This window comes from Thioalkalivibrio sp. ALJ3 (assembly GCF_000377205.1).
GTDB lineage: Bacteria > Pseudomonadota > Gammaproteobacteria > Ectothiorhodospirales > Ectothiorhodospiraceae > Thioalkalivibrio.
On record NZ_KB897909.1, the window covers coordinates 138,390 to 164,042 of the forward strand.

Annotated in this window: 26 protein-coding genes; 8 read left to right on the top strand and 18 right to left on the bottom strand. The window is 63.3% G+C overall.

All coding sequences use genetic code 11. The annotated features are described in order from the left end of the window. Positions 1–37: 37 nt before the first annotated feature. From C935_RS0110690 to C935_RS0110755, 14 genes are all read right to left on the bottom strand, one after another. Complete coding sequence (locus C935_RS0110690; RefSeq protein ID WP_018862490.1) at positions 38–1,120, bottom strand: NAD(P)/FAD-dependent oxidoreductase; 1,083 nt, start codon at positions 1,118–1,120, stop codon at positions 38–40. A 37-nt stretch (positions 1,121–1,157) separates the two neighbouring features. Further along, the gene (locus C935_RS0110695; RefSeq protein WP_026278767.1) at positions 1,158–2,249 is read right to left on the bottom strand and encodes a biotin/lipoate A/B protein ligase family protein; all 1,092 of its coding nucleotides are present in this window, start codon (positions 2,247–2,249) and stop codon (positions 1,158–1,160) included. After that, entirely contained in the window at positions 2,242–3,420 is a 1,179-nt protein-coding gene (locus C935_RS0110700; protein WP_018862492.1) for a radical SAM protein, read from the bottom strand. Before C935_RS0110700 ends, C935_RS0110695 begins: the two co-directional genes overlap by 8 nt. A gap of 77 nt (positions 3,421–3,497) precedes the next feature. Continuing rightward, complete coding sequence (locus C935_RS0110705) at positions 3,498–3,935, bottom strand: glycine cleavage system protein H (RefSeq protein ID WP_081616601.1); 438 nt, start codon at positions 3,933–3,935, stop codon at positions 3,498–3,500. A gap of 38 nt (positions 3,936–3,973) precedes the next feature. Then, positions 3,974–4,381 carry a DsrE family protein gene (locus tag C935_RS0110710; RefSeq protein WP_026278768.1) on the bottom strand — a complete coding sequence of 136 codons (408 nt, stop codon included), beginning with the start codon at positions 4,379–4,381 and terminating at the stop codon, positions 3,974–3,976. Between the two features lie 8 nt (positions 4,382–4,389). Beyond that, on the bottom strand, positions 4,390–4,836 hold the full coding sequence (locus tag C935_RS0110715) for a glycine cleavage system protein H (protein WP_018862495.1): 447 nt from the start codon (positions 4,834–4,836) through the stop codon (positions 4,390–4,392). A gap of 95 nt (positions 4,837–4,931) precedes the next feature. After that, complete coding sequence (locus C935_RS0110720; RefSeq protein ID WP_018862496.1) at positions 4,932–5,843, bottom strand: CoB--CoM heterodisulfide reductase iron-sulfur subunit B family protein; 912 nt, start codon at positions 5,841–5,843, stop codon at positions 4,932–4,934. Then, positions 5,836–6,552 carry a 4Fe-4S dicluster domain-containing protein gene (locus C935_RS0110725; protein ID WP_018862497.1) on the bottom strand — a complete coding sequence of 239 codons (717 nt, stop codon included), beginning with the start codon at positions 6,550–6,552 and terminating at the stop codon, positions 5,836–5,838. The genes C935_RS0110720 and C935_RS0110725 overlap by 8 nt, the downstream gene beginning before the upstream one ends. Positions 6,553–6,601: 49 nt before the next feature. After that, positions 6,602–7,474 carry a hypothetical protein gene (locus C935_RS0110730; protein ID WP_018862498.1) on the bottom strand — a complete coding sequence of 291 codons (873 nt, stop codon included), beginning with the start codon at positions 7,472–7,474 and terminating at the stop codon, positions 6,602–6,604. Next, entirely contained in the window at positions 7,413–8,441 is a 1,029-nt protein-coding gene (locus C935_RS0110735; protein WP_018862499.1) for an FAD-dependent oxidoreductase, read from the bottom strand. Before C935_RS0110735 ends, C935_RS0110730 begins: the two co-directional genes overlap by 62 nt. A gap of 23 nt (positions 8,442–8,464) precedes the next feature. Beyond that, positions 8,465–9,871, bottom strand: a complete 1,407-nt coding sequence (locus C935_RS0110740; RefSeq protein ID WP_018862500.1) for a heterodisulfide reductase-related iron-sulfur binding cluster — start codon at positions 9,869–9,871, stop codon at positions 8,465–8,467. Between the two features lie 45 nt (positions 9,872–9,916). Beyond that, positions 9,917–10,591: a 4Fe-4S dicluster domain-containing protein gene (locus tag C935_RS0110745; protein ID WP_017941141.1), complete on the bottom strand. Its 675-nt coding sequence runs from the start codon at positions 10,589–10,591 to the stop codon at positions 9,917–9,919. Between the two features lie 186 nt (positions 10,592–10,777). Beyond that, the gene (locus tag C935_RS0110750; protein ID WP_018862501.1) at positions 10,778–11,008 is read right to left on the bottom strand and encodes a sulfurtransferase TusA family protein; all 231 of its coding nucleotides are present in this window, start codon (positions 11,006–11,008) and stop codon (positions 10,778–10,780) included. Positions 11,009–11,148: 140 nt separating this feature from the next. Continuing rightward, the gene (locus C935_RS0110755; protein ID WP_026278769.1) at positions 11,149–11,478 is read right to left on the bottom strand and encodes a rhodanese-like domain-containing protein; all 330 of its coding nucleotides are present in this window, start codon (positions 11,476–11,478) and stop codon (positions 11,149–11,151) included. A gap of 268 nt (positions 11,479–11,746) precedes the next feature. Here C935_RS0110755 and C935_RS0110760 point away from each other — a divergent pair, with 268 nt between their 5' ends. From C935_RS0110760 to soxB, 3 genes are all read left to right on the top strand, one after another. Further along, positions 11,747–12,058 carry a hypothetical protein gene (locus C935_RS0110760; protein ID WP_018862503.1) on the top strand — a complete coding sequence of 104 codons (312 nt, stop codon included), beginning with the start codon at positions 11,747–11,749 and terminating at the stop codon, positions 12,056–12,058. Positions 12,059–12,116: 58 nt separating this feature from the next. Next, positions 12,117–13,559: a M48 family metalloprotease gene (locus tag C935_RS0110765; protein ID WP_018862504.1), complete on the top strand. Its 1,443-nt coding sequence runs from the start codon at positions 12,117–12,119 to the stop codon at positions 13,557–13,559. A 238-nt stretch (positions 13,560–13,797) separates the two neighbouring features. Next, positions 13,798–15,609, top strand: coding sequence for a thiosulfohydrolase SoxB (soxB, locus tag C935_RS0110770; RefSeq protein WP_018862505.1), 1,812 nt, complete (start codon positions 13,798–13,800; stop codon positions 15,607–15,609). A 67-nt stretch (positions 15,610–15,676) separates the two neighbouring features. Here the strand turns inward: soxB and C935_RS0110775 are convergent, their stop codons facing one another. Beyond that, a complete protein-coding gene (locus tag C935_RS0110775) occupies positions 15,677–16,132 on the bottom strand; it encodes an RT0821/Lpp0805 family surface protein (protein ID WP_018862506.1) in 456 nt (151 codons plus the stop codon). A 277-nt stretch (positions 16,133–16,409) separates the two neighbouring features. Between C935_RS0110775 and C935_RS13145 the strand changes: the two genes are divergently transcribed. From C935_RS13145 to C935_RS0110795, 4 genes are all read left to right on the top strand, one after another. Beyond that, the gene (locus C935_RS13145; RefSeq protein ID WP_081616602.1) at positions 16,410–16,718 is read left to right on the top strand and encodes a hypothetical protein; all 309 of its coding nucleotides are present in this window, start codon (positions 16,410–16,412) and stop codon (positions 16,716–16,718) included. Between the two features lie 147 nt (positions 16,719–16,865). Further along, positions 16,866–17,405 carry a YjbF family lipoprotein gene (locus C935_RS0110785; protein WP_018862508.1) on the top strand — a complete coding sequence of 180 codons (540 nt, stop codon included), beginning with the start codon at positions 16,866–16,868 and terminating at the stop codon, positions 17,403–17,405. Between the two features lie 17 nt (positions 17,406–17,422). Continuing rightward, positions 17,423–18,187 (top strand): capsule biosynthesis GfcC family protein, encoded by a 765-nt coding sequence (locus C935_RS0110790; protein ID WP_018862509.1) that lies wholly within the window; start codon positions 17,423–17,425, stop codon positions 18,185–18,187. A gap of 17 nt (positions 18,188–18,204) precedes the next feature. After that, positions 18,205–20,298: a YjbH domain-containing protein gene (locus C935_RS0110795; protein ID WP_018862510.1), complete on the top strand. Its 2,094-nt coding sequence runs from the start codon at positions 18,205–18,207 to the stop codon at positions 20,296–20,298. A 475-nt stretch (positions 20,299–20,773) separates the two neighbouring features. On the opposite strand, the gene C935_RS0110800 is transcribed toward C935_RS0110795, so the two are convergent. The 3 genes from C935_RS0110800 to C935_RS0110810 are packed head-to-tail and all read right to left on the bottom strand — an operon-like array spanning position 20,774 to position 24,553. Beyond that, on the bottom strand, positions 20,774–22,954 hold the full coding sequence (locus tag C935_RS0110800; protein WP_018862511.1) for a polysaccharide biosynthesis tyrosine autokinase: 2,181 nt from the start codon (positions 22,952–22,954) through the stop codon (positions 20,774–20,776). A 22-nt stretch (positions 22,955–22,976) separates the two neighbouring features. Next, positions 22,977–23,420 carry a low molecular weight protein-tyrosine-phosphatase gene (locus C935_RS0110805; RefSeq protein WP_018862512.1) on the bottom strand — a complete coding sequence of 148 codons (444 nt, stop codon included), beginning with the start codon at positions 23,418–23,420 and terminating at the stop codon, positions 22,977–22,979. Positions 23,421–23,422: 2 nt separating this feature from the next. Beyond that, positions 23,423–24,553, bottom strand: a complete 1,131-nt coding sequence (locus C935_RS0110810) for a polysaccharide export protein (RefSeq protein ID WP_018862513.1) — start codon at positions 24,551–24,553, stop codon at positions 23,423–23,425. 390 nt (positions 24,554–24,943) lie between these two features. Here C935_RS0110810 and C935_RS0110815 point away from each other — a divergent pair. Continuing rightward, positions 24,944–25,653: NAD-dependent epimerase/dehydratase family protein (locus tag C935_RS0110815; RefSeq protein ID WP_018862514.1), on the top strand; the 710-nt coding region annotated here is incomplete at its 3' end.

The following is a 25,653-nucleotide window of genomic DNA, read 5'->3' on the forward strand; positions in this document are numbered from 1 at the left end:
CGTTGTTCACCGGGTGCGGGGCACCCGCCAACCGGGCCTACGCGGCCTGGTCACCATCGTTGAAATATTCGGAAAAAGCAATCCATCCGCGGCGCTGCGTGGCATCGTCCTGGGCCCGCGGCGTCCGCCAGTGTTCATTGAGGAACGCGCGGCGCTTGCAGGCGCGTTCCAGGGCCGGACCGTACTGATCGCGCATCTCTTCATCGTAATCGTCGAAGGCCTCGGCGTCACCCTCGAGATGCGCGATCGCGGCCTCGCCCGCCGCCTCGCCCGACACCACCGCCGCGGCAATCCCCGCCCCGGTAATCGGGTGGGTAAACCCTCCGGCATCACCCACGAACAGGACATCGCCCTGGTACAGCGAATCGCGCAGGCCACCAACCGGGATCGCGCCACCCGTGCGGTGGCGGATCTCCTCGCCCAGCAGCCCCTGCTCGACGAGCTGGGCATGCAGGGATTCCAGCGGCGTCTTCATGTCGTGTTCGATACGCTTGTCCGCGCCCAGCCCGAGGTTCGCCCATTCCCCCTTGGGGAACAGCCAGGCGTATCCACCCGGGTAGTCGTCCGACAGCCAGACATCGGTCGCGGTGTACGGCTTTTTCAGCGGCACCGTGTACTGCCGGGTCTGCACGACCGGAAGCGCGGGCAGGCCCAGAGACTCGGCCACGGGGGAATGCGGGCCATCGGCGGCGATCAGCACACGGTACTCGACCGTGTGCTCCTGCCCCTGGTGCTTCACGGTCGCCACATGCCGTTTGGCCTCCACGCGTTGCAGCGGTGTCGAGGTCACCAGTTGCGCGCCGTTGGCCTTCGCCGCCTGGATGATCGCCCGGTCGAACTCGCCGCGATCCACCATCAGGCCAGGGAAGTCGGAGTGCTCTACGGCCCCGGAGGGCAGGAAGCTCTGCATCGAGTCGATGCGCTGCAGCAGAACGCCGTCCGCCCTGGCATAAGCGCCCATCGGGTTCGGGATGAACTCGGCACACTGCACCGGCTCGCCGAAGGCCTTGTTGCGCTCCACCGCCAGTACCGACAGGCCGGCCGACGCGCACACACGTGCCGCCGAGGCGCCGCCCGGCCCCAGTCCGACGACCACGACATCGACTTTTCCGGGGAGCATTACGACTTCCTCCCGGCCAGGAGAGTACGCAGGGACTTCATCCCGCCGATTCCTCGGTCTCGGCCATCGCCAGGGCGGACTGGATCGCTGCGATGACGTCATCCACCGTCAACTGCAGCATCTCGACATCACGCTCGGCAAAGAAGGCGCGCACGCGCTCTTCCATCTCGGCCTGTGGCGTATCGCGCAGGGCCGCTTCGAGATCGGCAATGGTGCGCGCGGGCTTCACGAAGATATCGCCGGTCAGCCACAGCTGCTTCAGGCGCTTGCGCTCCGGGTCCAGGGCCACACCGACGCGCATCAACCCGCCGTCAGACTTGAAGATGCTCTCGAACATCGGGGCATCGGTGGCCGGACGATTGCGTTGGTAGACCCACTCTTCGGTGTCGATCTCGGACAGGGCCTCTTCGAAGGACTTCTGCTCCTCGGGCAGCAGATCCGACGGCGCCAGTTCGACCGCGAACTCTGCCGCAAAGGCCTTGGCAATCGCGTCCTTCACGTAGTCCAGGTCCGGGCGCTCGCCCAACAGCGTGGCCAGATTGACCACCCGGTCACGCGCCGACTCGATCGCCTTGTTGGAGAGCTTCTCGGCCGGAATCCGCAGAATGCGCAGCATGTCCTCAACGTCGAACTCGATCAGCAACGTGCCCTGATACATGATCGAGTCGCCGTCGAATGCACCCCCCGTGCCGGAGATCTTGCGGCCATCGACCTCGATGTCGTTGCGCGGACGGAACTGTGCATCCACGCCCAGCGTGCGGATCCCGGCGGCCGCGGCATTGCAGATGCGCTGCGCGATCTGCCCCATGTCCGCCGTCCCGAGGAAGCGTTTGTCGAGGTACAGCTCCCAGCCAAGCTGGGTGGAATCGAAGTAGATCGCGCCGCCGCCGGTGATCCGGCGCTGGATCGCAATACCATTTTCCTTGCAGTACTCGGTATTGATCTCCTGATCCACGTTCTGGTGAAAGCCCACCAGCGCGCAGGGCTCGAACTGCAGGAAACGCAGGGTGTGCGGAGACACGCCTTCCTGGTGGCACTCGAGCAGAGACCGGTTAAAGGCCATGTTCTCGGCCGCCGGGCGCAGACCGGTGTCGAGAACGCGCAGGGTGTTTTGATCTCGTTCAGACATGGCAACCGCCTCCGGCCGCGACATTGCCCTCGGTCACGATGCGGATCCCGCCCAGGCCCTGGCGCGCCTTGCGTTCTTGCTCGCGACGCCGGGTTTCCTCGGCGACGATGGTGTCGAGATCGATCTCGACACCGCTGTCGACCGCGGTACCGTCCGCCATCACCTCGTCGCCCACGGCAATCGAACAGCAGGCCGGCGTCACACGGACCTTCTTGCCCAGACGTGCCGCCAGTTCGACCACACCCTCGGCCGGGTGCGCAATACCGGACAGGCCGGCCATCACCGCATAGCTGTCGATCTGGCTCTTGGCCTCGCCCGGCGGACGCGCACAGCCCAGCAGCAACGGGGTATCCCCCAGGCGCTCGCGAGCATCGTGGAAGAAGCGCCCGACCGCATGCACGTCCGGGGTCTCGAACGGGCGACTGGCAGGGGCGTAAAACGGCATCACGACCACCAGCACCACGGCGTCCGGCAGGTGGCGCGCGAGCATCTCCAGCGCGTTCCACTCGCCCAGCAGCTTGCCGTAGTGCAGGCCGATCACGATGTGCGGCACCACCTTCATATTGGTGTTGACCAGGCTCTCGAGCGTCTGCTCGAAGTCATCCACGCTACGGCGCAGATGGTAGACCTGCGTGATGGTGTCCTGAGCACCGATCACGTCCATCATCGCCGCGTCGATGCCGGCCTGCTCCATCGACGTCGCGATGTTGTCGTCGACCAGTGCAGTGTGCAGCGCGATACGGAATTCGGGGAATTCGTCCTTGATGCGGCGAATCGTGGAGTAGTACGGGTCGTACTCGACCTCATTACGATGATTCGAGCCGCCGGTCAGGAGCATGCCCTGCGCTCCGGACTCGATCACATTGTTTACCTGGGCCCAGAGGTCTTCCGGGGTACGCACCGGGATCATCGGCTCCAGAATCTTGGCCTTGCAGTGATCACAGGCGAGCTTGCAGTCACCACCGGTGATCGACATCGCCGGCCATGCGCTCTTGCCGCAATCCGCAAGCTCGCTGGACTGGTACGACTTGAACGTCGGGGTGTAGAAATGCACCGATCCGGGATCAGAGCCCGGCTGAGCGCTATGCTGGAGATCGTTCACCAACGCCGCATCGACAGGGATGTCTTCCAGGGGTTCAACCCGCTGGATCACCTCGTTCCAGGTCGTCATCAGCTTGCTCCGGATACCGCAGAATCAAAAAAGGCCGCCGAACGCTGGGGAACGGCGGCCCGAGGCTCGATCGGCACTTAACAGCCGCCGAAACCGTCCGCTTCCATCTTGGATTCGAACGCGGACAGGGCGTCGGAGCCGGTCTTCAGGTCGCCGGCTTCGCCGTCCCAGTCTTCCGGCTTCAGCTTGATCAGCCAGCCTTCGCCGTAGGGATCTTCGTTGATCAGACCCGGGTTGGAGGCCACTTTGTCGTTGGTCTCGGTCACTTCACCGGTCACCGGGGTCTTGGCCGGACCGACCCACTTGCCGGATTCGACGGTGGTGCAGGACTTGTCCTTCTTCACGTTCTTGCCGACTTTCTTGGGGGTGTAGGACACGATCGTGCCGGCCAGCGAACACGCGTAGGAGGTCAGGCCCACGGTCGCGGTGCCGTCGCTTTCCTTGCGCACCCACACGTTGTTTTCAACGTTGTACATCAGATCTTCCGGAATATCACAACCCCGTACTGCGCCCATGTTTTCCTCCAAGCGTGAAAGTAAAAATGCGGGAAAAATTAAAACGTTATCGTTTTGTCGCTACGCAAAATCAGGTCTGCCAGCTCGCTCGCCCGATTCACTTCATCGACCTCGTCGATGAGATCCGAAGACGCGTCGATTCTATACCCCGGCAAAGCGGGCTGGCAAACGTGCAAGCGCACACCTGCGCGTTTTGCGTCCTGGATAAAATCCTTGATCAGCTTGCCGTCTTCCATAGCCCGCAGATCGTCCGCGACCCCCTTCTCCATCAGGCGCACGCCTTCCATGGTGAAAAAGATATAGACATCCACATCCATCGAGGCCATAACCGCTCCAAGATAGAACGGCGTGGCACATCGATGCGGAGTCGACGGACCGGAGGTCATGATGATCACGACCGTCTGCTCGTCATTGTCCAGATAATATTCGTTGTCCAGATCGGCCATCGTGCTCTCTATCGCAGCTTGCGCTGACACTCGATGTCTTCATCCTTGGCCCGCTTGCAGTAGCCTTCCTCCGCCTTGTCGCCGGTGAGGAACTGCTCCAGGGCGTCGTCGGCGCCGTTAGTGGCCTCGACACGCGCGATCCATGCATTGTAGGGGTCGGAGTTCAACAGTACCGGATTCTCCAGCACCTCTTCATTGCCCTCGACGATCTTGCAGTCGATGAAGTTCGGGATCGGCCCGGCCCACTTGCCGCTCTCGATGGTCGCCACCGGCTTCCCCGGGGGCCGCCGAGTCCCGGGTCGGCGCACTCGCACGTGGATGATCTTGCCCGCGATGGTCTGCGACAGATCCGTCATCCCCACGGTAAGGGTGTCGTCGTCCTCGCGACGAAGCCAGATCTGAAACTCGTCGTCGTAGAACAGTTCGGGATGAAACTCGCAACCGTTGCAATCCATGTTTCGCCTCGTTCCCGGCATCGACACAAAAAACGGGCGCGAGGCGCCCGTTTTTCGAAGATACTACTGGGCCATACGGGCCTTGAATCCGGGGATCAGATGACCCCCTTCTCCTTCAGCAGCCCGATGGAGTCACTCACGTTCTCGTGGATACCCAGCTTGCGCGGGGAGAGCCCCATCGCCAGACCCAGCAACTGCGTGAAGTACAGCACCTTCACGTCGGTCTTGATACCGAACTCGGTCTCGGCCCGGACCTGGTGCATTTCCAGACCGGAGTGGCAGGTCGGACATTCGGTGGCGATCACCTCGGCCCCGGAATCTTCAGCCGACTGCAGCAGGTTCAACACCAGCTGGGTCGACGTATCGGAATCCGAAAGGGTGTGCGCACCACCGCAGCAGGCGGTCTTCAGCGGATAGTCCACGTTGACCGCGCCGGCGGCACCCAGCAGATCGTCCATGAAATGCGGCTGATAGCTGGAATCCGATCCCGGGCCATTGTCCTTCTCGGGGAAGATCTGGCGCGGACGGGTGTACATGCAGCCGTAGTAGTTGGCGATCTTGATCCCGTTCAGGCTCTTGGTCATCTTCTGCTTGATGCCCTCGGGCCCCAGCTCTTCCATCAGCCACTCGAGCAGATGCAGGGTCCGGACATCACCGGTGTAGACCGGGTCGTCGGACTTGCGCGCCAGATCCTGGACGGTGTCCATCGCATCCTGGGAAGTGGCGGTCTCGTACTCGGCCTTCTTCAGGTTGTGGTAGCAGCCGTTGCACGGTGCCATCACGGTGTCCATGCCCATCTGCTCGGAAGCAATCGCCATGTTCCGTGCCGACAGGTAGGTCTGCAGCATTGGGTGAATGTTCTTCACCTCCATCGCGCCACAGCAGTTGTAGTCGCGCAGGTTCTCCATCTCGAGCCCCAGCGCCTTGACCAGCACGCGGGTGGAGCGGTCGTACGGGCCGCCAGAGCCCTCGAGCGCGCAACCCGGATAGTAAGCAACCTTAGCCATGAGCGGCCTCCTTCTGTTCGCGCACGTAATTCTTCAGCACGTCTCCGGTTTTGCCCCAGGACTTGGTGCGCGGCGTATGTACGGTGTTGAAGCCCATCCGCATCAGGTGCTTCACCGGCAGATGCTTCATCATGCGGAACACGAACAGCTTCAGCCATTCCTGCAAGAGCGGCTGGCCGGTTTTCTTGAAGAAGTTCTGCGCAACCTTGCCGTCTTCGATGCGGCCGGTCTTGTAGATCTGATCGGCAAACTCTTCGTCGAAGATGGTGGACGGGGCCTTCTCGGTGATCCCTTCCTCTTCCATCCAGTGCGACAGCGCCTTCATCACGCCCTCCGGCTTCACGTCCTTCGGGCAGATATTGGTGCACTTGTTGCACGAGACGCACTGCCAGATGATGTCCTTGTCCTTGACCAGCTCTTCCTTCATCCCGAGGCGGGTCAGGTAGATCCAGTAGCGCGGATTGAACTGCACGTTCTGCGCGTACATGGTGCAGGAGTTCGTACAGGACCCGCACTGCCAGCAACGGTGTACATACTCGCCACCAGCATAGCCCTGGATCTTCGACTCGAAATCGTCGTCGTAATCGCGGACCGTACGCGGGGCGATCATGGTGTTCCAGTGCCCGGACACATCCACCCCGTCCACCACCAGCTCGTCGTGCTGCTGGAGGCGCTCGTCCTCGATCAGTGCCTTTTCATGTATTGCCATGACGTCTCTCCGAAAACCTGTGTAGCCAGGCTCAAGTTCGTTTCATTATTCAATGCAGCGACGCATCGTGACCTTTCAGGCGGCCTTCCTGGGAATCAATCCCCAGGAGCTTTACGCCCAGTTCCAGTGGATCCTGCTTGGCACCGAACTGGTTATCGATCATGCCCAGACTCATCGACAGCGCCCGTGCGTAGTCCGAGTAAGCCTGCACCCAGACCAGATCCGTTACGAACGGCAGGTCGCGGTAGAAGCCTTCCTCGGCCAGCGCGTCATAGAACCAGCGTCTGGCCCCCTCGATCGCGCCGACGGTCTCGCCAATCGGGATCGAACGCAGGGTGTCGTTCCCGCGAATGAACTCGCGCAATGCCCCGGTCGTCGTCCCCGTGTCCCAGACCCAGCGCGTGGACAGCGGGACCGTCTCGGGATCGGCGAAATGCAGGATCTCGGCACCGAAGTCCCAGAACCCGCGTCGCAGCTTCTTGTCGTCTCCAGCCAGGTCGGCAAACGCCGCCAGCCGCGAATCCAGGTCCGTATCCGGGCGCACCAAAGCGCGCATCCCGTCAACAAGAGCGCCCTGACGTTCGGCCATCACCCCCGCCAGCTTGCGGCGAACGGCGAAGACCAGGCCGCCCAGGGTACGCAAATCCTCGGCATCCATCTCGTCGCCCTTGGCGACGGTCGTGGCGAACACTTCGTGCTTCGCCCGCAAGGCCTCGATAAAGGTTTCCAGCCCATTGACCCCGCCGGCTTCGGCGATGGCCTCATTCAGACTGTTCAGCTTCGTCGCCAGGATCTCCTGATCAAAGGTCACCTGCAGCGGCTCCGGGTGCACACCCGAAGCCGCTTCGTCACTGACGACCTCAGCCGGCTTTCGAAACCAGCGCATGCAGATCCGCCACCGCACGGCCACCGGCAGCGGCACCCTGGGTGATCGAGTCATCGATCGTCTCGGGGCCATAGGCCGCGCCGCAGGAGTAGATCCCCTTGCGGGTGGTGCCACAGGTGTTGGTGTACTGCTCGGCCTTCTCGATGAATCCGTGCTTCTCCAGGCCGACTCCGAAGACCTGCGAGATCTCGGGATTGTCGGCGTTCGGATCCATGCCAATCGCATGCACGACGATATCGAACGGGATCACGATCGGGCGCTTGACGAGGGTGTCCTCACCCTTGACCAGCAGCCGGCCGTCGCCCGAGGCGGTGACTTCCGCGATACGCGCCTTGACGAACTTGGTTTTGAACTCTTCCTGGGACTTCCAGTAGAACTTGTCCTCGTACAGACCGTACGTACGGATGTCCATGTAGTAGATGAACACGTCCGTTTCCGGCGAGAGTTCCTTGATCTCCATGGCCAGATTGGCGGAGACGGTGCAGCAGATCTTGGAGCACCACTCACGGCCGATCTGGCGATCGCGCGAACCCACACACAGCAGGATGCAGACCCGCTCCGGCACACGGCCGTCGGACGGGCAGGCGATCTTGCCAGAGCCCACCATCTGTTCCATCTGGGTCGTGGTCAGCACGTCTTCGTACGTACCAAAGCCCCATTCCGGCTTGTTGATCGAATCGAAATGGGTGAAGCCCGTGGCGAGCACGACGGCACCGGCCTGGACCGATTCGCCGTTGGTCAGCGTGGCGGTGAAGTTACCGGCCTCGCCTTCCAGCTTCTCGACCTTCGCACCCTTGTGCACAGTCGCGCTGGAATCGTCTTCCACGCGTTTGACCATGCGACCAATGGCGTCCTTCGCCCACTCGCCGGAGGGCACCAGCTTGGCGTAACCCGAGAGAATCGGCGCGCCACCGAGGACGTCTTCCTTTTCGACCATCACGGCCTTGAAACCGGCCGAGGTGACATTGGCGGCGGCGGCCAGCCCAGCCGGGCCGCCACCCACTACTAGAACAGTATCTTGCTGCATCAGACTTTGCCCCCGTAAGCGAGCTCAGGATTGTAGAGGTATTCGATATTGCCGGCCTCGACTTCCTTCAGGTATTCCTGGAAGGTCTTCTTGGCCTCATCCCAGGAGATTCCCATCTTCTCGACCAGATCTTCGCAGGGCGATGCATGCCACTGCAGCTGGACGATCTTGAACGGATCCGCACCGCAGGCCAGGGCCGCGAACTGGACTTCCGCCATGATCGGAATCTGGAAGTTCTGGTTGTGGGCCTTGCCGATCCACTGGTTCTTGTCCATGGTCGTGACGCAGCCGGTGTCGTTGGCCAGCAGCACGTCGGCGTTGGCTTCCTCACGCGCCACACGGATCTTGCGATCCATCGTGAAGGAGCGGGTGAACTCGCGCTCGGAGATGATGTGGCGGAATCCGAAACCGCAGCAGTCATACCACGTGGAGTAGTCGATCACCTGCGCACCCAGGGCCTGGGCGGTGGAGGTGATGATCGCGGTACGGTTGCCGCCCAGCACGGACGGGTCGTAGATCGCATCCTCGTGGACCATCTTGTAGTAATGGCAGGCCACGTGGGCGGTGGTACGGATGTTGGAGACATCGATGGTCTGCAGCTCGGAGGCGATGCGGTTGCGCATCACGTGCACCCACTCGGAGTAGTGGATGACCTCTTCCGGGATGACCAGCTTGCCGTCCACCAGGCGACCCAGCTTGCCAAGGATCTTGGTGACCTTCTCGCGCAGCTCGGCGGACTCGACCAGATACTTGCGGATCTCCTTGTAGTTGCCGAAGGAGGTGCCACAGTGGACGAGCGGGTAGAAGTGACCCAGTTCGTGACCGTGCTGCTTGCCGGAGACGTAGGCCTGGTGGAAGTTGCGCAGGAACACCGCCGCCAGCGACTCGACGTTCCCGATACCGGAGCCGTGGTAGTTCCACGCGGTGCAGGAGGTCTGGTCGGTCTCGTCAAGGTAGTCCTTGCCCGGCTCGAAGCCGAACTTGTTCATGAACCACAGCAGCGAGGTCGGGTAGCCCGGGATGTTCCCGCACTGACCGCAGGACTTGTGGTGCCACAGCTGCTTGCTCGGAATCTTCTTGTCCCAGCCGAACAGGGTGTTCACGGTGACCGGCTCGTGCTGGTCCTCGACACGGTGGATGATGATCTGGCCGTCCTTCTCGAGCTCGTACATGTGCTCGCGGACGTCATCCATGCGGTCGCCGAGGTCGATCGTGCGACGGTCGACGTGCTTGCGCACCCAGTCGGTCGCCTTGATCGCATCTTCCTTGGACAGGTCGGTCGCCTGGAAGAAGGAACCGTGGCCGGCAATACCCTGACCATCGGTGTTGTGGAAACCGGGCTTCATGGTGCCAGCACCGGCACCTTCGCCGTTCTGATTGTGATTGCCTGGGGTCTGTTCACTCATAACGCTTCTCCTGATGTCCTGGAGTGGAGTCGGAAACGGGACGACTTACTCGTCGTCTTCCTCTTCCTGCTCCTCGAGCCAGTCTTCGTAGTCCTCGCGCTTCTCGTCGATGAAGTCTTCGATCACGTCGAAGAGGTTCTCGTCCATCAGCTCGAGGGACTTCAGCACCCCGGTCATTTCCCAGATGGTGTACATCTCGACCGAGGTTTTCAGGGACACTTCCCAGGCGGTCTCGACCGTCTGCAGCGTCTTCACCGGAATGGCCTTGCGCAGGATGCGCAGGTCACCTTCCACCTTCTGGATGTTGGGACCCCAGTCGGGGAAGTGGTCGGGCTGGATCATGTCGGGCGACAGCTGGTTACCCGTGGTGATCAGCTTCAGCATCACGCGACCGAACGGGCGCAGCACGTCCTTCGCGGATTGCATTTCGTGCTTGATGGCCACTTCGCGCATGATCGCGACCAGGCCACCAGGCGAATTCTTGAACGGGCAGCGCGCGGCACAGGTCATGCACTGAGCGCAGGCCCAGATCTTCTCCTGCATCGCGTCGTAGATCTGCTCGACGTTCTCGGTCCACAGCAGCTGGACGATCTCGCGCGGGGAGTAGTCGTAGAACTGGGCGGAGGGGCAGGTCGCCGTGCAGATGCCGCAGTTCAGGCAGCCGTTGAGTTCGTGGTCGTAGCGAAAATCTCCGCGGATGTCGTCGAAGATTTGCTGCATCTCAGCGTATGTCGCCATATGTCACCTCTTCGCTGTTGGCGATGCAGGTTTCTGAGAACCTTGATCAGCCAGCCTAGACCTCGTCCAGGCACCTATCCAGTTACCGCATGGCAACCGTCGTTTTTCAGGAATCGGGGCGGTCGACCCTGCCGGATCGCCGCCCCGTTTCAGGCACTTAGAGACGCCTCAGGCTTTCTTCACGAGGAAGTAGAACTTGCCGCCTTCTTCCTTGTGTTCCATCAGCTCGTTGCCGGTCTGCTTGGCAAAGGCCTGGAAGTCCTTCACGGCACCCGGATCGGTGGCGATGATGTGCAGAACCTGACCGGAATCCATGGCCGCCAGGGCCTTCTTGGCGCGCAGGATCGGCAGCGGGCAGTTCAGGCCGGAAGCGTCGAGTTCTTGGTCAAAGTTGGCCATGGTGTGTCTCCTTTAGTGCGTTACCAAAATCAGTTGGGTGCTGAGGCCCGGATCGGGGTGGTCAGGCGACCACGACAATCGAACCCTTGCCAGCCGAATCCACCCTTATAGGGGAAACGGGATCGGAATACAACCGAATTCTAATCCGGGGTGACGACCGACTTGCCGGCCTGAGCCCACCCCACGATACCGCCACGCAGACTATTCGCGGTCTCCAGCCCTTGCTGCGCCAGGAACGCGCAGGCCTGGGCGGAACGAGCGCCGCTCTGGCAATACAGAACCAGCGGCGTATCGCCCTCCAGAAACTCGTCCTTGCGCAACGGGAGGACAGCAAGCGGCATCAACTCGGCACCGGGTATGACCCCCCGCGCGGTTTCGCCGGGGGAGCGCACATCCACGAGCCGGAAGCTCTTGCCTTCCGCACGCCACTGTTCGAGTTCGTCGGCCGTAATCTCCGAGAATCCGTACACGTGCATTGCTCCGAGTTGCCAAAACCAAGTCTGTTCACCCCGCTCGCAGCCACCAACATCCAGGGCGGCCGGTCGCAAAGGATGGGCGCGGAGGATAGCGAAACGGCCCGCAAATGCAAACATGTCCAACCCGCGGCGGGTGGTTTGTTCTCTCGCGGACAGAAGTCGTGCTATCGTTCCGAGTTGAAGCAAACACTGATGGACGCGGCCCTCTTCCGGGCGCGGCCAGACGATCAACCCCTAAGATTCATTCGCGGAGGACTTTGCGGTGGACAAGAGCGAATTCCAGGTCGACGGCCACTATGCCGTGACGATGAAGGACGAAAACGGCAAGCTGCGCCCGGCCAACATCTACGTGCACGACATGCAGGATGGCTACATGATCGTGCGCCGCACCTCCGGCGGCGATGTGGGCCTGCTGTTCAAGCTGAAGTACGACGACGTGGTCAAGATCGTGCGCACCCACAAGGTGCTGGATCGCAAGAAGTTCATGGTTCCGGAAGCCATGCTCAAGCCGAAGCTCTGGGAAACCCGTGACAGCATGCGTACCTATTCCTCGGCTCCGGGCCTCGGCAAGTAACCGACCCCGCGATGCCAAGATCCTTCGGAGGCCGGCCCCACTGGCCGGCCTCCGTCGTATGAAGACACGGCTTCTTACACTACTTTCGACCCTGCTCCTGGCGCTCACGCTGGGAGCGCCAGCAGTTTCGGCCTCCGGGACCGCCCTGCCCGATCTGGGCGAGGCCTCCGGTGGTGTGCTGACCCCCGCGGAGGAGCGCGAACTCGGCCGCTCCCTGCTTCGCGAGATCCGACGGTCGCTGCCGCTGGTAACCGACCCGGAAATCTCTTTCTACGTCGATTCGCTGGGTCGGCAGTTACTCGCCAACGCCCCCGATGCCGACGGCCCGTTCTATTTCCTGACCATCGACAATGGTCAGGTCAACGCCTTCGCCATGCCCGGCGGCATCATCGGCGTGCACTCGGGACTGATGCTCGAGGTCCGCGACGAGGCCGAACTGGCCGCCGTCATGGCCCACGAAATCGCGCACGTCACGCAGCGCCACCTGGCCCGCATGTTCGCACGTGGACGGGAGGTGAACTTCACCACCGGCCTTGCAATCCTCGCTGGCGTCCTGGCATCCATGGCAGACCCGACCCTGGGGTCGGCCATCATCACCGGCGGTGTCGCGGGCGGCATCCAGCAGCAGATCAACTTTACCCGTGCCAACGAGGCCGAGGCCGACCGCGCGGGCATGCGCATCCTGGCCAGCGCCGACTTCGACCCGAACGCCATGGCGGATTTCTTTGAGCGTCTGCAGGAACTCTCGCGCGGCGCGGGCGACGCAGTACCCGAATACTTGCGCACCCACCCGGTCACGCTCGACCGCATCACCGATGCCCGCAACCGCGCGGCGGGCCTGCCCGCGGTGGAGACGCGCAACCGCGGACCCGAGTTTCAATGGATGCAGGCGCGAACGCGCGCCCTGAAGGATCCGCGCCGTGCGATCGAGATCCATCGCGGGGCCTCGGACCCGGCCGCTCACCAGATCTACGGCGCCATGGTCGCGCACCTGGAGCGTGGTGAACTGGAACGGGCCGCCGAACGGTTGGAGGAAATCCCCGTCGAGGAAGCCCCCGGGATGACGCTGGAACTGGCGCGCGCGTCATTGGAACGCGAGCGCGGCGACCACGACGCGGCCCTCGAGATCCTCAACGACCTGGACGCGGTCTACCCGGGCCACCCGGTGATTCAGGAGTTGCTGGCCCGCGTACACCGCGATCTCGGCAACCCCGACCGCGCCATCCGCATCGTGAACGAGATGATCCGCCATGAACGGGCACCCAACCCCGAGCTCCTGCGACTGAAGGCAGACATCGCCGACGGAGCCGGCTATATTGCGATCAGCCGCGAGGCCATGGCCGAATATTTCTTCCACCGGGCACAGTACGAAGAGTCCGTGCGCCAGTTCGAGGCCGCGATCGACGCACGCGATGCCAGCGAGCGCGATATCCAGCGGATCGAGGACAAGCGCGACACGGCCAAGGAAACCGCGCGGCAGGCGCGCGAGCAGCGCCGTTAGGGAGACGCCGCACCCCACGAAGACACGGGGCACGGTCAGGCAGACATCAGCATCCGCCACGGCCAGAAACCGGGAATCCGGCTCTGGAGCACTGCACGCTGAATACGGCCTCATACCAGCCGGGCGCCGCCCGGTCGGCAAGGGAGTTCCATGCTCGGGGAATGTTCCACAAAGACCCAGCGTCTAGATTGCTGCTTTGAGATCACAATAAACCAATTTAGAGAAAGGTAGGGCCCTCATGCATATCTCACGCCGCGAATTCATGCAGCTGCTGGCGGCCGCCAGCGTGGCCGGCTTCCCCCTGGCAGGCTGCGGCAAGGCCACCAGTGGCAAGTACGGTACCTCGGGAGACCCGTACGACATGCTGGATCGCTTCGGCAATGTGCATCTGTTGCACTACACCGACTGCCATGCGCAACTCAAGCCGATCTATTTTCGCGAGCCCAACGTGAACCTGGGCGTGGCCGAGATGCGCAACCGCCCGCCACACATCGTCGGCGAGCACTTCCTCAAACACTATGACGTCGAGCGCGACAGCATCTTCGCGCACGCCTATACCAACCTGAATTTCATGGAAGCGGCCGAACAGTACGGTCGCGTCGGCGGCTTCCCTCAGCTGAAAACGCTGGTCAAGAAGCTGCGTGACTCACGCCCCAACTCCCTGCTGCTGGACGGCGGCGACACCTGGGGTGGCGGATCGGGGACCGCGCTGTGGACCAACGCCCAGGACATGGTCGATGCGCAGAAGCTGCTGGGCATCGACATCATGACGGCCCACTGGGAATTCACCTACGGGGCCGACCGCGTGGAAGAGGTCGTCAATGGTGACTTCGCCGATGCCGGCATCGACTTCGTCGCCCAGAACGTGCGTGACGTGGACTGGGGTGACCTGATCTTCAAACCGTACGTGATTCGGGAAGTGAACGGCGTCAACGTCGCGGTGATTGGCCAGGCGTTCCCCTACACCCCAATCGCCAACCCGCGCTGGATGGTCGAGCAGTGGTCGTTCGGTATTCGCCCGGACGACATGCAGCAGCAGGTCAACGCCGCGCGCGAAGAAGGCGCCGAGATCGTGGTCGCCCTGTCACACAACGGCATGGATGTGGATATCAAGATGGCCGGCATGGTCGAGGGCCTGGATGCCATCATGGGTGGTCACACGCATGATGCCGTCCCGCAGCCGCTGCCAGTGGAACGCCCCGATGGGGGCACTTGCCTGGTCACCAACGCCGGCTCCAATGCGAAGTTCGTCGGTGTGCTGGACTTCGATTTCCGCGACGGCGAGATCAAGGACTGGGAGTACCGCCTGGTCCCGGTATTCGCCAACCTCCTGGACGAAGATCCGGAAATGGCCGAATTCGTCAACAACATGCGCAGCCAGGAAGTCACCTACGACGGCGACACCTTCAATATGGAGGAGAAGCTATCGGAGGAACTGGCCGTGGCCGAGGACCTGCTGTTCCGCCGCGGCAACTTCAACGGCACCTTCGACCAGCTGATCTGTGATGCGCTGATGGAGGTCCACGACGCCGAGATCGCGTTCTCGCCGGGCTTCCGCTGGGGCACGACCGTGCTCCCCGGCATGCCGATCACCTTCGAGCACGTCATGGACCAGACCGGCCTGACCTATCCGGAGACGACCCGCAACGCCATGACCGGCGCGCAGATCAAGGACATCCTGGAAGACGTCGCCGACAACCTGTTCAATGCCGACCCGTTCTACCAGCAGGGTGGCGACATGGTGCGCGTCGGTGGCCTGAGGTACGCGATCGATCCGGAAGCCGAGGTTGGCAACCGTATCTCCGAAATGGAGCTGGGCGGCGAGAAGATCGACCCGGACAAGGAATACATTGTCGCCGGTTGGGCCAGTGTCCAGCAGGAGCCGCCAGGCGGTACCGGCACGATGATCTGGGACAACGTCGCCGAGTACCTGCGCAATCAGACCGATGGCGTACGCATCAGCGAACTGAACGAGCCGAAGGTCAAGGGCATCAACGAGGACAACCTCGGTTATATCCCAACGACCGAGGACATGTATCGTCCCGCCTGATCCCGCAGCAGGCCCTGGGACGAAAAAGCCCCGCAATGCGGGGCTTTTTCGTGGGTGGTTATTGCGCTTACTGATTCACCCACTGTCCTTGCGCATTCCGGCACGCTGTACCGGTGACCGTTTCCGGCTGTCCGTTCATCGTCGTCTGCACCTGGTAGTCCCGGCAGTCCTGCCCATCGGACTCATAGGTCCGCGTGGGGGTTGCCTGATACTGATGCCCGGTATTCGGGTTCTGCCAGGTGGATGCACGATGGTCCGGGTTGTGCTCCAGGGTATGGGACACCTGCTGGCGATCGACCTGATCCATCGTGCGCCCCACCGATCCGCCGACTGCCGCACCCGCGAGGGTACCGGCGATAATCGCCGCGGTACGCCCGCGGCCACCACCAATCTGGGAACCGATCACGCCACCGGCCGCGCCGCCAATCACCGCCCCGGTCTGCTCCTTGGTGGGCGGGGTCTGGCACCCGGCAAGCACAAAGACCATGCTCGCCACCGCCGCTAACACCACTGCCTTCTTCATCTCTGCCTCCGTTGCGCGGCCACATGACCGCGCTACTCAACTACAGTGATCAGGCTAGCGAGCGAGACCTGAACGCTGCGTGAAGACAGCAGGCAAAACGAACCCGGCCGACCGAATGTGACCTCCAGTCCGCAAAACTTCCAATCCGTTCAAAACACGTGCGAGAAACCTCGTACTGACCTCTCAGAATTGGTTGCATCCCCTGTTCCCCCGTGGCCCTCCTTCCTAGACTGTCCAGCGGGTAACAGACACCCCCGGTGAAGCGAGGAATGTGACTATGATCAAGAAGATATTTGCCACGGCAATTGTTGCCAGTCTTTTCGTATCCGGCCCCGTGATGGCGCAGTCGGCCGGCGCGGGCGCCTCCGCTGGTGCCGGCGCGGGCGCGAGTGCCAGTGCCCCGCAGGGGAACGCCAGCTCGCCCGTCGCTGGCGGCTCGCCCTCGGGTGGCATTTCCGCGGCGGCACGCTCGGAACCGGGCGCCGTCTCCCGTATCGCCACCCGTTCCGGCCGCTTGGTGGGCTTGATTGCCTCCACCGGCACGACCCCGGGAACCGGCACTACCCCGGCGACAGGCACCCGGTAGCGAAAGCCCATGCGAACCAATTCGCACTTCCTTCGCGAAGGCCGCCTCCGGGCGGCTTTCGCATGTCTGGGGCTTGGAGTTTTCGTGAGCGTGGTCACGGGCTGTGGCAGCGGGGGGCCCACGCCGCTTGGGGCCTCGCTACAGGGCATGGTGTCGGGCGGCCCGGACGTCAGCTCCCGTGCGGAAGAGATGCCGTATGCCTCGCTTGCGGTCGAGACGGACGATCACCAGGGGCTGCTGATCCTTGGGGCCACATCCAATGAGCACACCTACTGGCCGAGCGCTGAGGGGCTCTCGCTGCAACTGCGGGACGGCGGGCTGTTTGCCACGTCCGGCCTTGAGCAGGACTTGCTGGGGACGCACCACCCCGGTGCCGACTCGCCCCCCTGGCGCCAGGCAACCCCCGAAACCTATCGCGTCGAACGCCATGTGCGCGGGCCCACCGGGGCGGTCGTGCGGCATGTTGGCGAAGGCACGCTGGAATGCAGGACTCGCACATCGCGGGACTTGCCGCTGGTGACCCTGGAGCTTGAGCGCTGCCGCGAACGCATTGACTGGGAAGGTGCCGGAACGACGCGCGCTGAACTGTGGCGCGAACCTGAAACCCTCGACTTGTGGGCCTACGACGGCCAGGCCTGGCCGGACGGCCCCTCGATTGCCTGGCAAGTGGCCCGCCCCTGGTGGTAGTCCTCACAGGAGGCCTGATGCGCAAACATGTCCACACCCTTTGGCTGGCCCTCGGCTTGCTGGCCCTGGCCCCTTCTGCTGGTTCGGCCGACGATGCGCCCGCCGAAGACTCGCTCGCCGAGACCTGGGTGGCCTGGCAGGACGAACTGTCCGAGCCCATCGACTGGGCCTATGGCTTCGCACTGCGCAGCCGCGATGTGCGCCCCATCGAGCACGAGCGCAGGCGGCTTCTGGCCGAGATCGAACTGGTCGGACAGACAATGGATATCGCAGGCCGCCCGGAGGTGGCCCAGGCACTGGGGGCCTGGAGCAATACGGTCGAAGCCATGGAGGCGGCACCCGAGGCACGCAGCGCGGAACGCCTCGACCTGCCATGGCTCCTGGCCAACCTGCGCCATGCACCGGCCGCGGCGAACATCGAGCACATTGGCTACTGCACCCCACCCGACTGGGTCGAGTTGTGGTCGCTGGACGGAGTCGACCGCCACGAATGGACCCCGGGCATGACCCTGCAGGACCTGCTGGCCAAACCCCCACGCGCCGCGCTGCGCGGTACCGATACCGCTGCCGTGGTCTCTCCCCTGGGTGAGGTCCACGAGTTTGGGGTCGCGCCCTGGAACCGCGAGAACACGGCAATTGCTCCCGGGACCCGGGTGATGGCGCATCTCCATATCCGTGACCTGGGAGGGTCGGTGGAGGGCGATCTGCTCAACCAGCGCCTGCCCCGCTTTCTCGCAACCCGCCTGCCGGGTGACAACTGCACAATTCGGAAAATGCCATGAACGCTACTCCTTTGCGCATGCGCCGCCGCAACCTGGTGGTCGCCGTGCTCCTCGGCCTGGGCCTGCCCACCGCACAGGCCGAGGAGTTCGGGCTTGGCCAGGGTCAGCGGGATACCGGCGGTATTGGTCTGATGCAAACCCCAACGGCCCGCACCGGTGATGCCGGCCACTTCGCCGCGGGCTGGAACCGCACCTTTCCCTACCGCCGCTGGAGCGTGTTCGTCCAGCCGCTCGACTGGATGGAACTCGGATTTCGCTACGTACAGATCGAGAACCGCCCCTTCCTGGCCGCGGGTGACGATGACCGCCACAACATCGACAAGGGGGCGGACCTGAAACTCCGCCTGGTCGAGGAAACCCGATTCATTCCGGAGGTCGCGCTTGGCTTTCAGGATCTGGGCGGCACCACCCTGTTTGGCGGTGAATACCTCGTTGCCAACAAACGCTGGAACAACTTCGACTTTTCTCTGGGCATTGGCTGGGGCTACCTCGGCAATCACGGCGACATCGAATCGCCACTTGGCTGGATTGACGACAGTTTCGACGAGCGGCCACGTTCCGCCGGTGGCGGACAGGGGGGCGAGATCGCGACGCATCAGATGTTCCGTGGCCCGGCCGCCCTGTTCGGCGGGGTCGAGTACCAGACGCCCTGGGACCGCCTGCTGCTGCAGGTCGAATACGAGGGCAACACCTATCAAAACGAGCCGCAGGACAACTTCCAGGAGCAGGATTCGCGCTTCAATTTCGGCGCGCGGCTGCGCCTGACCAACAATGTGGAACTGCATACCGGCTGGCAGCGTGGCAATACCGCGATGGTCGGGCTGCATTTCACGACGAATCTCGCGCGACTCTCACAGCCCAAGGCCGACGATCCGGCCCCGGTCGACCCCGCTCATGTGGAACAGCGCGACTGGGACGCGGTGGCCGCCGACCTCAACACCAATGCCGGGATATACGTCACCGAGATTCGTCAGGTCGGCGACACCATCGAGGTAACGGGCGAACCCAGCCGATTCCGCAACCTGAAACAATCCGAGGGGCGGGCCAACCGCCTGCTCGAGGCCCAGGCCGATGCCGGCATCCACACCTTCCAGTACCGCTGGCAGACGCTGGGCCTCGACCTGCGCGAGAGTCTGCATGACCGCGAGGCCTTCGGCCGCGCCCTGGCCTCCGCTGATCACGAAACCGACTACCGCCACAGCGTGCGGGTACGCGACATCGAACCCACCGCGAACGAGGATCGTGGCGAGGTCCTGTACGCAGCCGAGCCGCGCCGCTTTGAATGGGGGGTAGGGCCGTCTCTGGAGCAGAATTTTGGCGGACCGGATGGCTATTTGTATCGCCTGTCCGCCTATCTCGACGCCAGTTACCACCTCGCCCAGGGAACCTGGATCTCGTCGATGCTCTCGACGACCCTGGCCGACAACCTCGAGAACTACGAATACATTGCCGATTCGGATCTGCCCCGCGTGCGTACGCACATCGGTGACTATCTCGCCGAGACGAACGTCGGCATTACCAACCTTCAGGCTACCCATACCAAGCGCCTGGGCGACAACTGGTACGCGATGGGCTATGGCGGCATTCTGGAGACGATGTATGCCGGCGTGGGGGCCGAGGTGCTCTACCGTCCGTTCAACAGTCGCTGGGCCATTGGCGTGGATGCCAACTGGGTACGCAAGCGCGAATTCAACCAGCAGTTTGGCCTTCGGGACTATGAGCAAGTGACCGGTCATGTCACCACTTATGTCGACACCGGGATACAGGACATCCATGCGAGGGTGAGCGTGGGCCGTTATCTGGCCGGCGATTACGGGACCACCCTCGACTTCTCGCGCGAGTTTGCCAACGGCGTGCGGGTCGGGGCCTGGTCGACCTTCACCGACGCCGGCGAAGACTTCGGCGAAGGCAGTTTCGACAAGGGCCTGTACCTGTCAGTCCCCTACGACTCCTTCTTCTCGACCTCCAGCCGCAACCGGGCCAACATCGCCTGGCAGCCGCTGACCCGCGACGGTGGTGCACGCCTGAATCGGCGCCATCAGCTGTTCGACATCACCGAGGAGCGCCAGGTCGGCCGCTACTGGGACGAGCCCGACGCCACCTGGCGCTAGGGCCAGGTGGCGGGGCTCCGAATCCCGGGCACCCGCCTCCCTCCACAGACCCTCCCCGCGTGCATGCACCCTTGTCCACAGCCACGCTCGACGCAACCAGACCACCTCTGAATCGAGAGGTCCGCGACGGTCGCACATCCCTGACCGGAACCGACCAGCAGGCTTCGCCCGCTCCCGAGATGCACCCGGTACGCTGGCTTTCAGCTCTCCACCGCCGGCCAGGGAATCCTCTCCAGCTGCCCGAACGACTGGGTACCCCAACGTCCGGTCGCCAGTTCAGGCTGCCACGATCATCCTCCAGGCATGCAGCTGGAACTTCGCCCCCACGCAGCTGGCACATTCGCCCCACACCGCCCAGGTTGCGGCGCGCCCAATGACGCACTGCACCCGAGCAGCGCCACAAAAAAGCCCCGGCAAGTGCCGGGGCCAGGGGTGAGCCAGTCGGGACCGCCGTTTAGAGACCCCTGGGACCACTCTATTTGTAGGAGTAGTGGTAGTAACCGTAGCCGTAACTGGTCGAGGCCTTGTACTCGATCGAGTTCAGGATACAGCCACGCACATCGACCCCCGCCGAATCGAGACGGCGCCGTGCCGACTCGATCTCGCGCAGCGGATTCATCTGGAAGCGCACCACCATCAAGGTAGTCGAGCACTGGCGCGCGACCACGGCGGCATCGGTGACCGCCAGGATCGGCGGCGTGTCGATCAGCACCAGGTCGTAGTCGCGGCTGAGCTGTTCCAGCATGCGGCTGAAACGGTCACTCATCAGCAACTCCGACGGGTTCGGCGGGGCACTGCCGCGCGCGATGTAGTCCAACCCCTGGGTGTCCGTGCGACGCAGCACCCCCTCCAGGGACTCCTGGCCTCCCAGGAACTCCGAAAGCCCCCCGTCGCTGCGCTGTCCGAAGGCGTGGTGCACATGCCCCTTGCGCAGGTCAGCATCGATGATCAGCACGCGTTGCCCCGCCTGGGCACAAACAGTTGCCAGGTTGACCGAGACAAAGCTCTTGCCCACATTCGGGCTCGGGCCGGTGATCACCAGACGGTTGTTTTCGGCCTCGAGCATCGCGAAGTGCAGGCTGCTGCGCAGGCCACGAAGGGCCTCGACGGCATCGTCGGCCGGATCCTGCGAGGCCAGCACGCCCCCGGGGACGTCATGGCCACGCGACTGGTTGCGCCGCTTCACCCGGCGCAGGAGATTTTCCTGCGCCCTGGAACGCGGCACGCTCGCGTAGACGGGGAGGTCGATACCTTCGATCTCCTCCTGCGATTCCACCCCGCGGTTGAACATCCCGCGCACTAGCACCAGCGCAATGGCCAGGCCACCGCCAAATACCGTGGACAGCATCACGATCATGTTTCGCTGCGGCTCGACCGGCGAGAGCCCCGCCTGGGCATCGTCCAGGATGCGGACATTGCCAACCGTGCTAGCACGGGCGATATCCATCTCCTGCATGCGATTGAGCAGCTGGACGTAGATGTCCTGATTAACCTCGACGTCTCGGTTCAGACGCAGGATCTGCTGCTGGGTTTCCGGCAGGGCGCTGACCTCCTGGTTCAGCCGGTTGCGCTCCTCCTGCAGCTTCTGACGCTTGTCGATCAGAGCCGCATAGGTCGGATGGCTGGGCGTGTACCGCCGGGAGATTTCGGCTTCCTCGAACTCCAGCTCGTTGAGCTGGCGCTCAAGGTTGACCAGCCGGTCGAGCACGGCACGCGTCTCCTGCGAGAGATCCACGCTGTCGCGCTCCGTGCGGTACTCGTTCAGTGCATCCTCGGCCGTTTGCAGTTGCTCCCGCACGTCCGGCACTTTGTCCTCCAGGAACTCGAGACTCTTCTCGGCCTCGGCGGCCTTGCGCTGAACGTTCTGCGTCAGGTAGATCTGGCTGATCGTGTTCAGGACGCGCTGAGCATGCTGCGGATCGGGATCGGTCAGCGTCAGGCTGAAGACACCACTCTCGCGACCCTGCTGGCCCGCTTCGAACTGCGTACGCAGGGTATTGATCGCAGCCAGACGCGAGCGGCGCTGGATATCGAAACGCGCACCCGGACCCGCGTCCAGCTCGGCCAGGCGCAGACGTACATCACCGTCGAAGAACTCCACGTCCTCGCCAACACGCCCCTCACCCAGTTCATTCTCGCCGTTGAGCAGGCGGTAACGATCGTCGTCCAGGACCTCCAGCGTAAAGGTGCGCCCTTCGTAGGCGCGGGCCACCTGGAACTCGCCCACGTTGATCGACTCGCCCGCCCAGACACTGGACTGGGCAAAGGCGGGGCGTTCCATGCCCCGGCGAACCAGGTAGTCGCCCACCACCGGCATGCGGTGCGGGCGCACCACCAGATCCAGCGCCTCCTGGTCGACCGTGCGCCCGAGCACCATGCGTGAACGCAAGATCTGCAGTTCCGCCTCGACCCGGGGCTCCTGGCCCAGCATCTCGCGCATGTTCGACAAGGGACTGCTAAAGCGTCCCATGTCCTCCACCTGCACCAGCGAATCCGCCTGATAGATCGGGGTGGACAGTGTCGAATAGGCCGCGCCCGCGAGGGCGAACAGCGCGGTGATGAATATGATCAGCCACTTGTGATCCAGCAACTGGCCAAGCAGTCGGCCAATATCCAGTTCGCCTTCCGGCACCCCGGGGGAATGGTTCTTTGTCATCGGGATATACCTGTGTCGGAGATCATCGGTTCAGCCGCGAAGCCCAGGCATCGGCGGCCTCCACGAGCAGGGCATGAGCCTGGGCGAAGACCTCGGGGCTCTTGCCGTAGGGATCGGGAATGTCGCGGCCCCGGCCGCCTTCCAGCCAGTGGCCAAAGCGCATGGTCTTGCCGAGCACCTCGGGGTGTTGTCCGCCCACCGCCTGGCGCTGGCCCTCACTCATCACCAGCACCAGATCGGCGTTGTGCAACCAGTCCGGTTCGATCTGCCGCGCCGTGTGGGCGGAGACATCCAGACCGTCGGCCTCGGCCAGGCGTAGCGCCTCGGGGTGGACGCCCTCCCCGACCATGGCCCCAAGGCCCGCCGATTCCACCGAGCGGTCGGGCAAACGGTCACGCAGCAGGGCCTCGCCCACGGGACTGCGGCAGATATTGCCGGTACAAACGACCAGAATCCGGTTAAACATGGCTAGAAGTCATCCGAGAGGCGGCGCACGTCGCGCGTGGTACGGGAGGATTGATAAACGGCGCTGACCGTGGGCAACAGCTGGCTGATCACGCGGTTCCAGCGGCCCAGCGACGTCGTCGTTACGTACACGATGTCCAGCGGCTCCAACTCGAATTCGGCACCCAGCATCAATGCGGAGGCGTTGCGCGCATCCAGCTGATAGACAGTCGCGAGCTTGTCGCTCTCGGGCGACGCACGGCGGATCACGAAGATGCCACTGGCATCCGCCCGGGTTTCGTTGAAGCCACCGGCCTGGCTGAGCGCATCCATCAGCGTCAACTGACCGCGGCCCAAGGGCAAACGCTGCGGGTCACCCACCTCGCCCATCACATAGACCTGCTGACCGGCGGTATCCGGGACATGCAGTACATCGCCATCGCGCAGGAGCCGGTTTTGCGACATGTCGCCGTAACGCAGCATGTCGTACAGCGAGATGACGATTTCCTCGCCCTCCCGGGTCAGGATCACCTCATGCCAGTTGGCGTCTTCGGCAAGCCCACCTGCATGGTGGATCGCATCCAGCACGGTCAGCGGGACATTGGTGACCGGCTGTACGCCCGGCTCGCGCACCGAGCCCGTCACCTGCACCTTTTGCGAGTTGAAGGCCGCCACGCGCACCTCGACCTGAGGCTCGTTCACGAAAGTCGCGAGGTCGCGGGCGATCCGGTCACGCACTTGGGAAACGGTGTACCCCTCGACTTCGACGCGACCGATATAGGGATAGAAGATGGTCCCGTCCGGGTGCACGGTATTGCCCGATTCGACGGCGGAACGCTCGCTCCCGGCCGGAATGGTCAGTTCAGGGTGTTCGTAGACAATGACGGCCAGCACGTCACCACGGCCGATGCGGTAGTCGTATTCGTCGAGATCTTGTGCCATTTCGTCACTGGCCTGGCGCAGATCGGGCGGTACCGATCGCGTCTCCTGGGCTCGAATCAGGCCAAAGGTAATCGGTTCGATATCGACGATGTCCTCGACCGGGGCGCTCGAGGTGCGCTCGGAGATGTGCCCGCCAGGGGCCCAGGCGCAGCCACCCAACACCACCGAGATGACCAGCAACAGGGTCCAGCGTACGGGGGGAATCTCGTTCATGGATCTTCCTCTTTTGCGCGTTTCCGCTACGCCCATGGCACCAGCGGTCGCGTCGTCACCTTGCGATTCATCGTGGCGAACCCGACCGGCTCCGCCTCAAGCGGGCTGACCATGTCACGAATGGCCCGGATCTTCGTCGAACTGGCGCAAAATATCGGCAGCCGACCCCTTGCCGGCAATGCCCCGATCCGAAACTTAAGGGGCTGATCACAGCTTCAGAGGATCGACCTCACGTTTCCCGCAAACGGCGTTGCGAGGCCATTCAGGCCGATGCTTGAATCCAACGCGTTCACCTCATGAACGAGTGCCCGGACCTCCGTCACACCGCACCGCGGATGACCTGAAGCCCGGGCACAACGGTCCCATTACATCCGACGAGGAAGAGGCGACATGAAAGTCCTGATCACCGGCGCGGCAGGTTTTATCGGCTCCCACCTGGCCCTGCGCCTGCTGGAGCGCGGCGACACTGTGATCGGTGTTGACGACATGAATGACTATTACGACCCGAGCCTGAAACGGGCCCGGCTGGATCGCATTCGCGCCCTGCCGGCCGCCCGCCGACGCTTTGTGTTCGAACACAAGGACATTGCGGATCGCGCGGCGATGGACCGGGTGTTTCGCGAGCACCGCCCGGAGCGGGTGGTGAACCTGGCGGCCCAGGCCGGGGTGCGTTACTCGCTGGAGAACCCGGCGGCCTATGTCGACACCAACCTGGTCGGTTTTGGCAACATCCTGGAGGGCTGCCGGCACAACGGCGTGGAGCACCTGGTCTATGCCAGTTCCAGCTCCGTCTACGGCGCCAACACCACGATGCCGTTCTCGGTGCACGACAACGTCGACCACCCGCTGAGCCTCTACGCCGCGAGCAAGAAGGCCAACGAATTGATGGCGCACACCTACAGCCATCTCTACAACCTGCCGGTCACGGGCCTGCGCTTCTTTACCGTCTATGGCCCCTGGGGTCGCCCGGACATGGCGCTGTTCCTGTTCACCCGGAAGATCCTGGCGGGCGAGCCGATCGACGTCTTCAACTACGGCCACCACCGGCGCGACTTCACCTACATCGACGACATCGTCGAGGGCGTGATCCGCACGCTGGA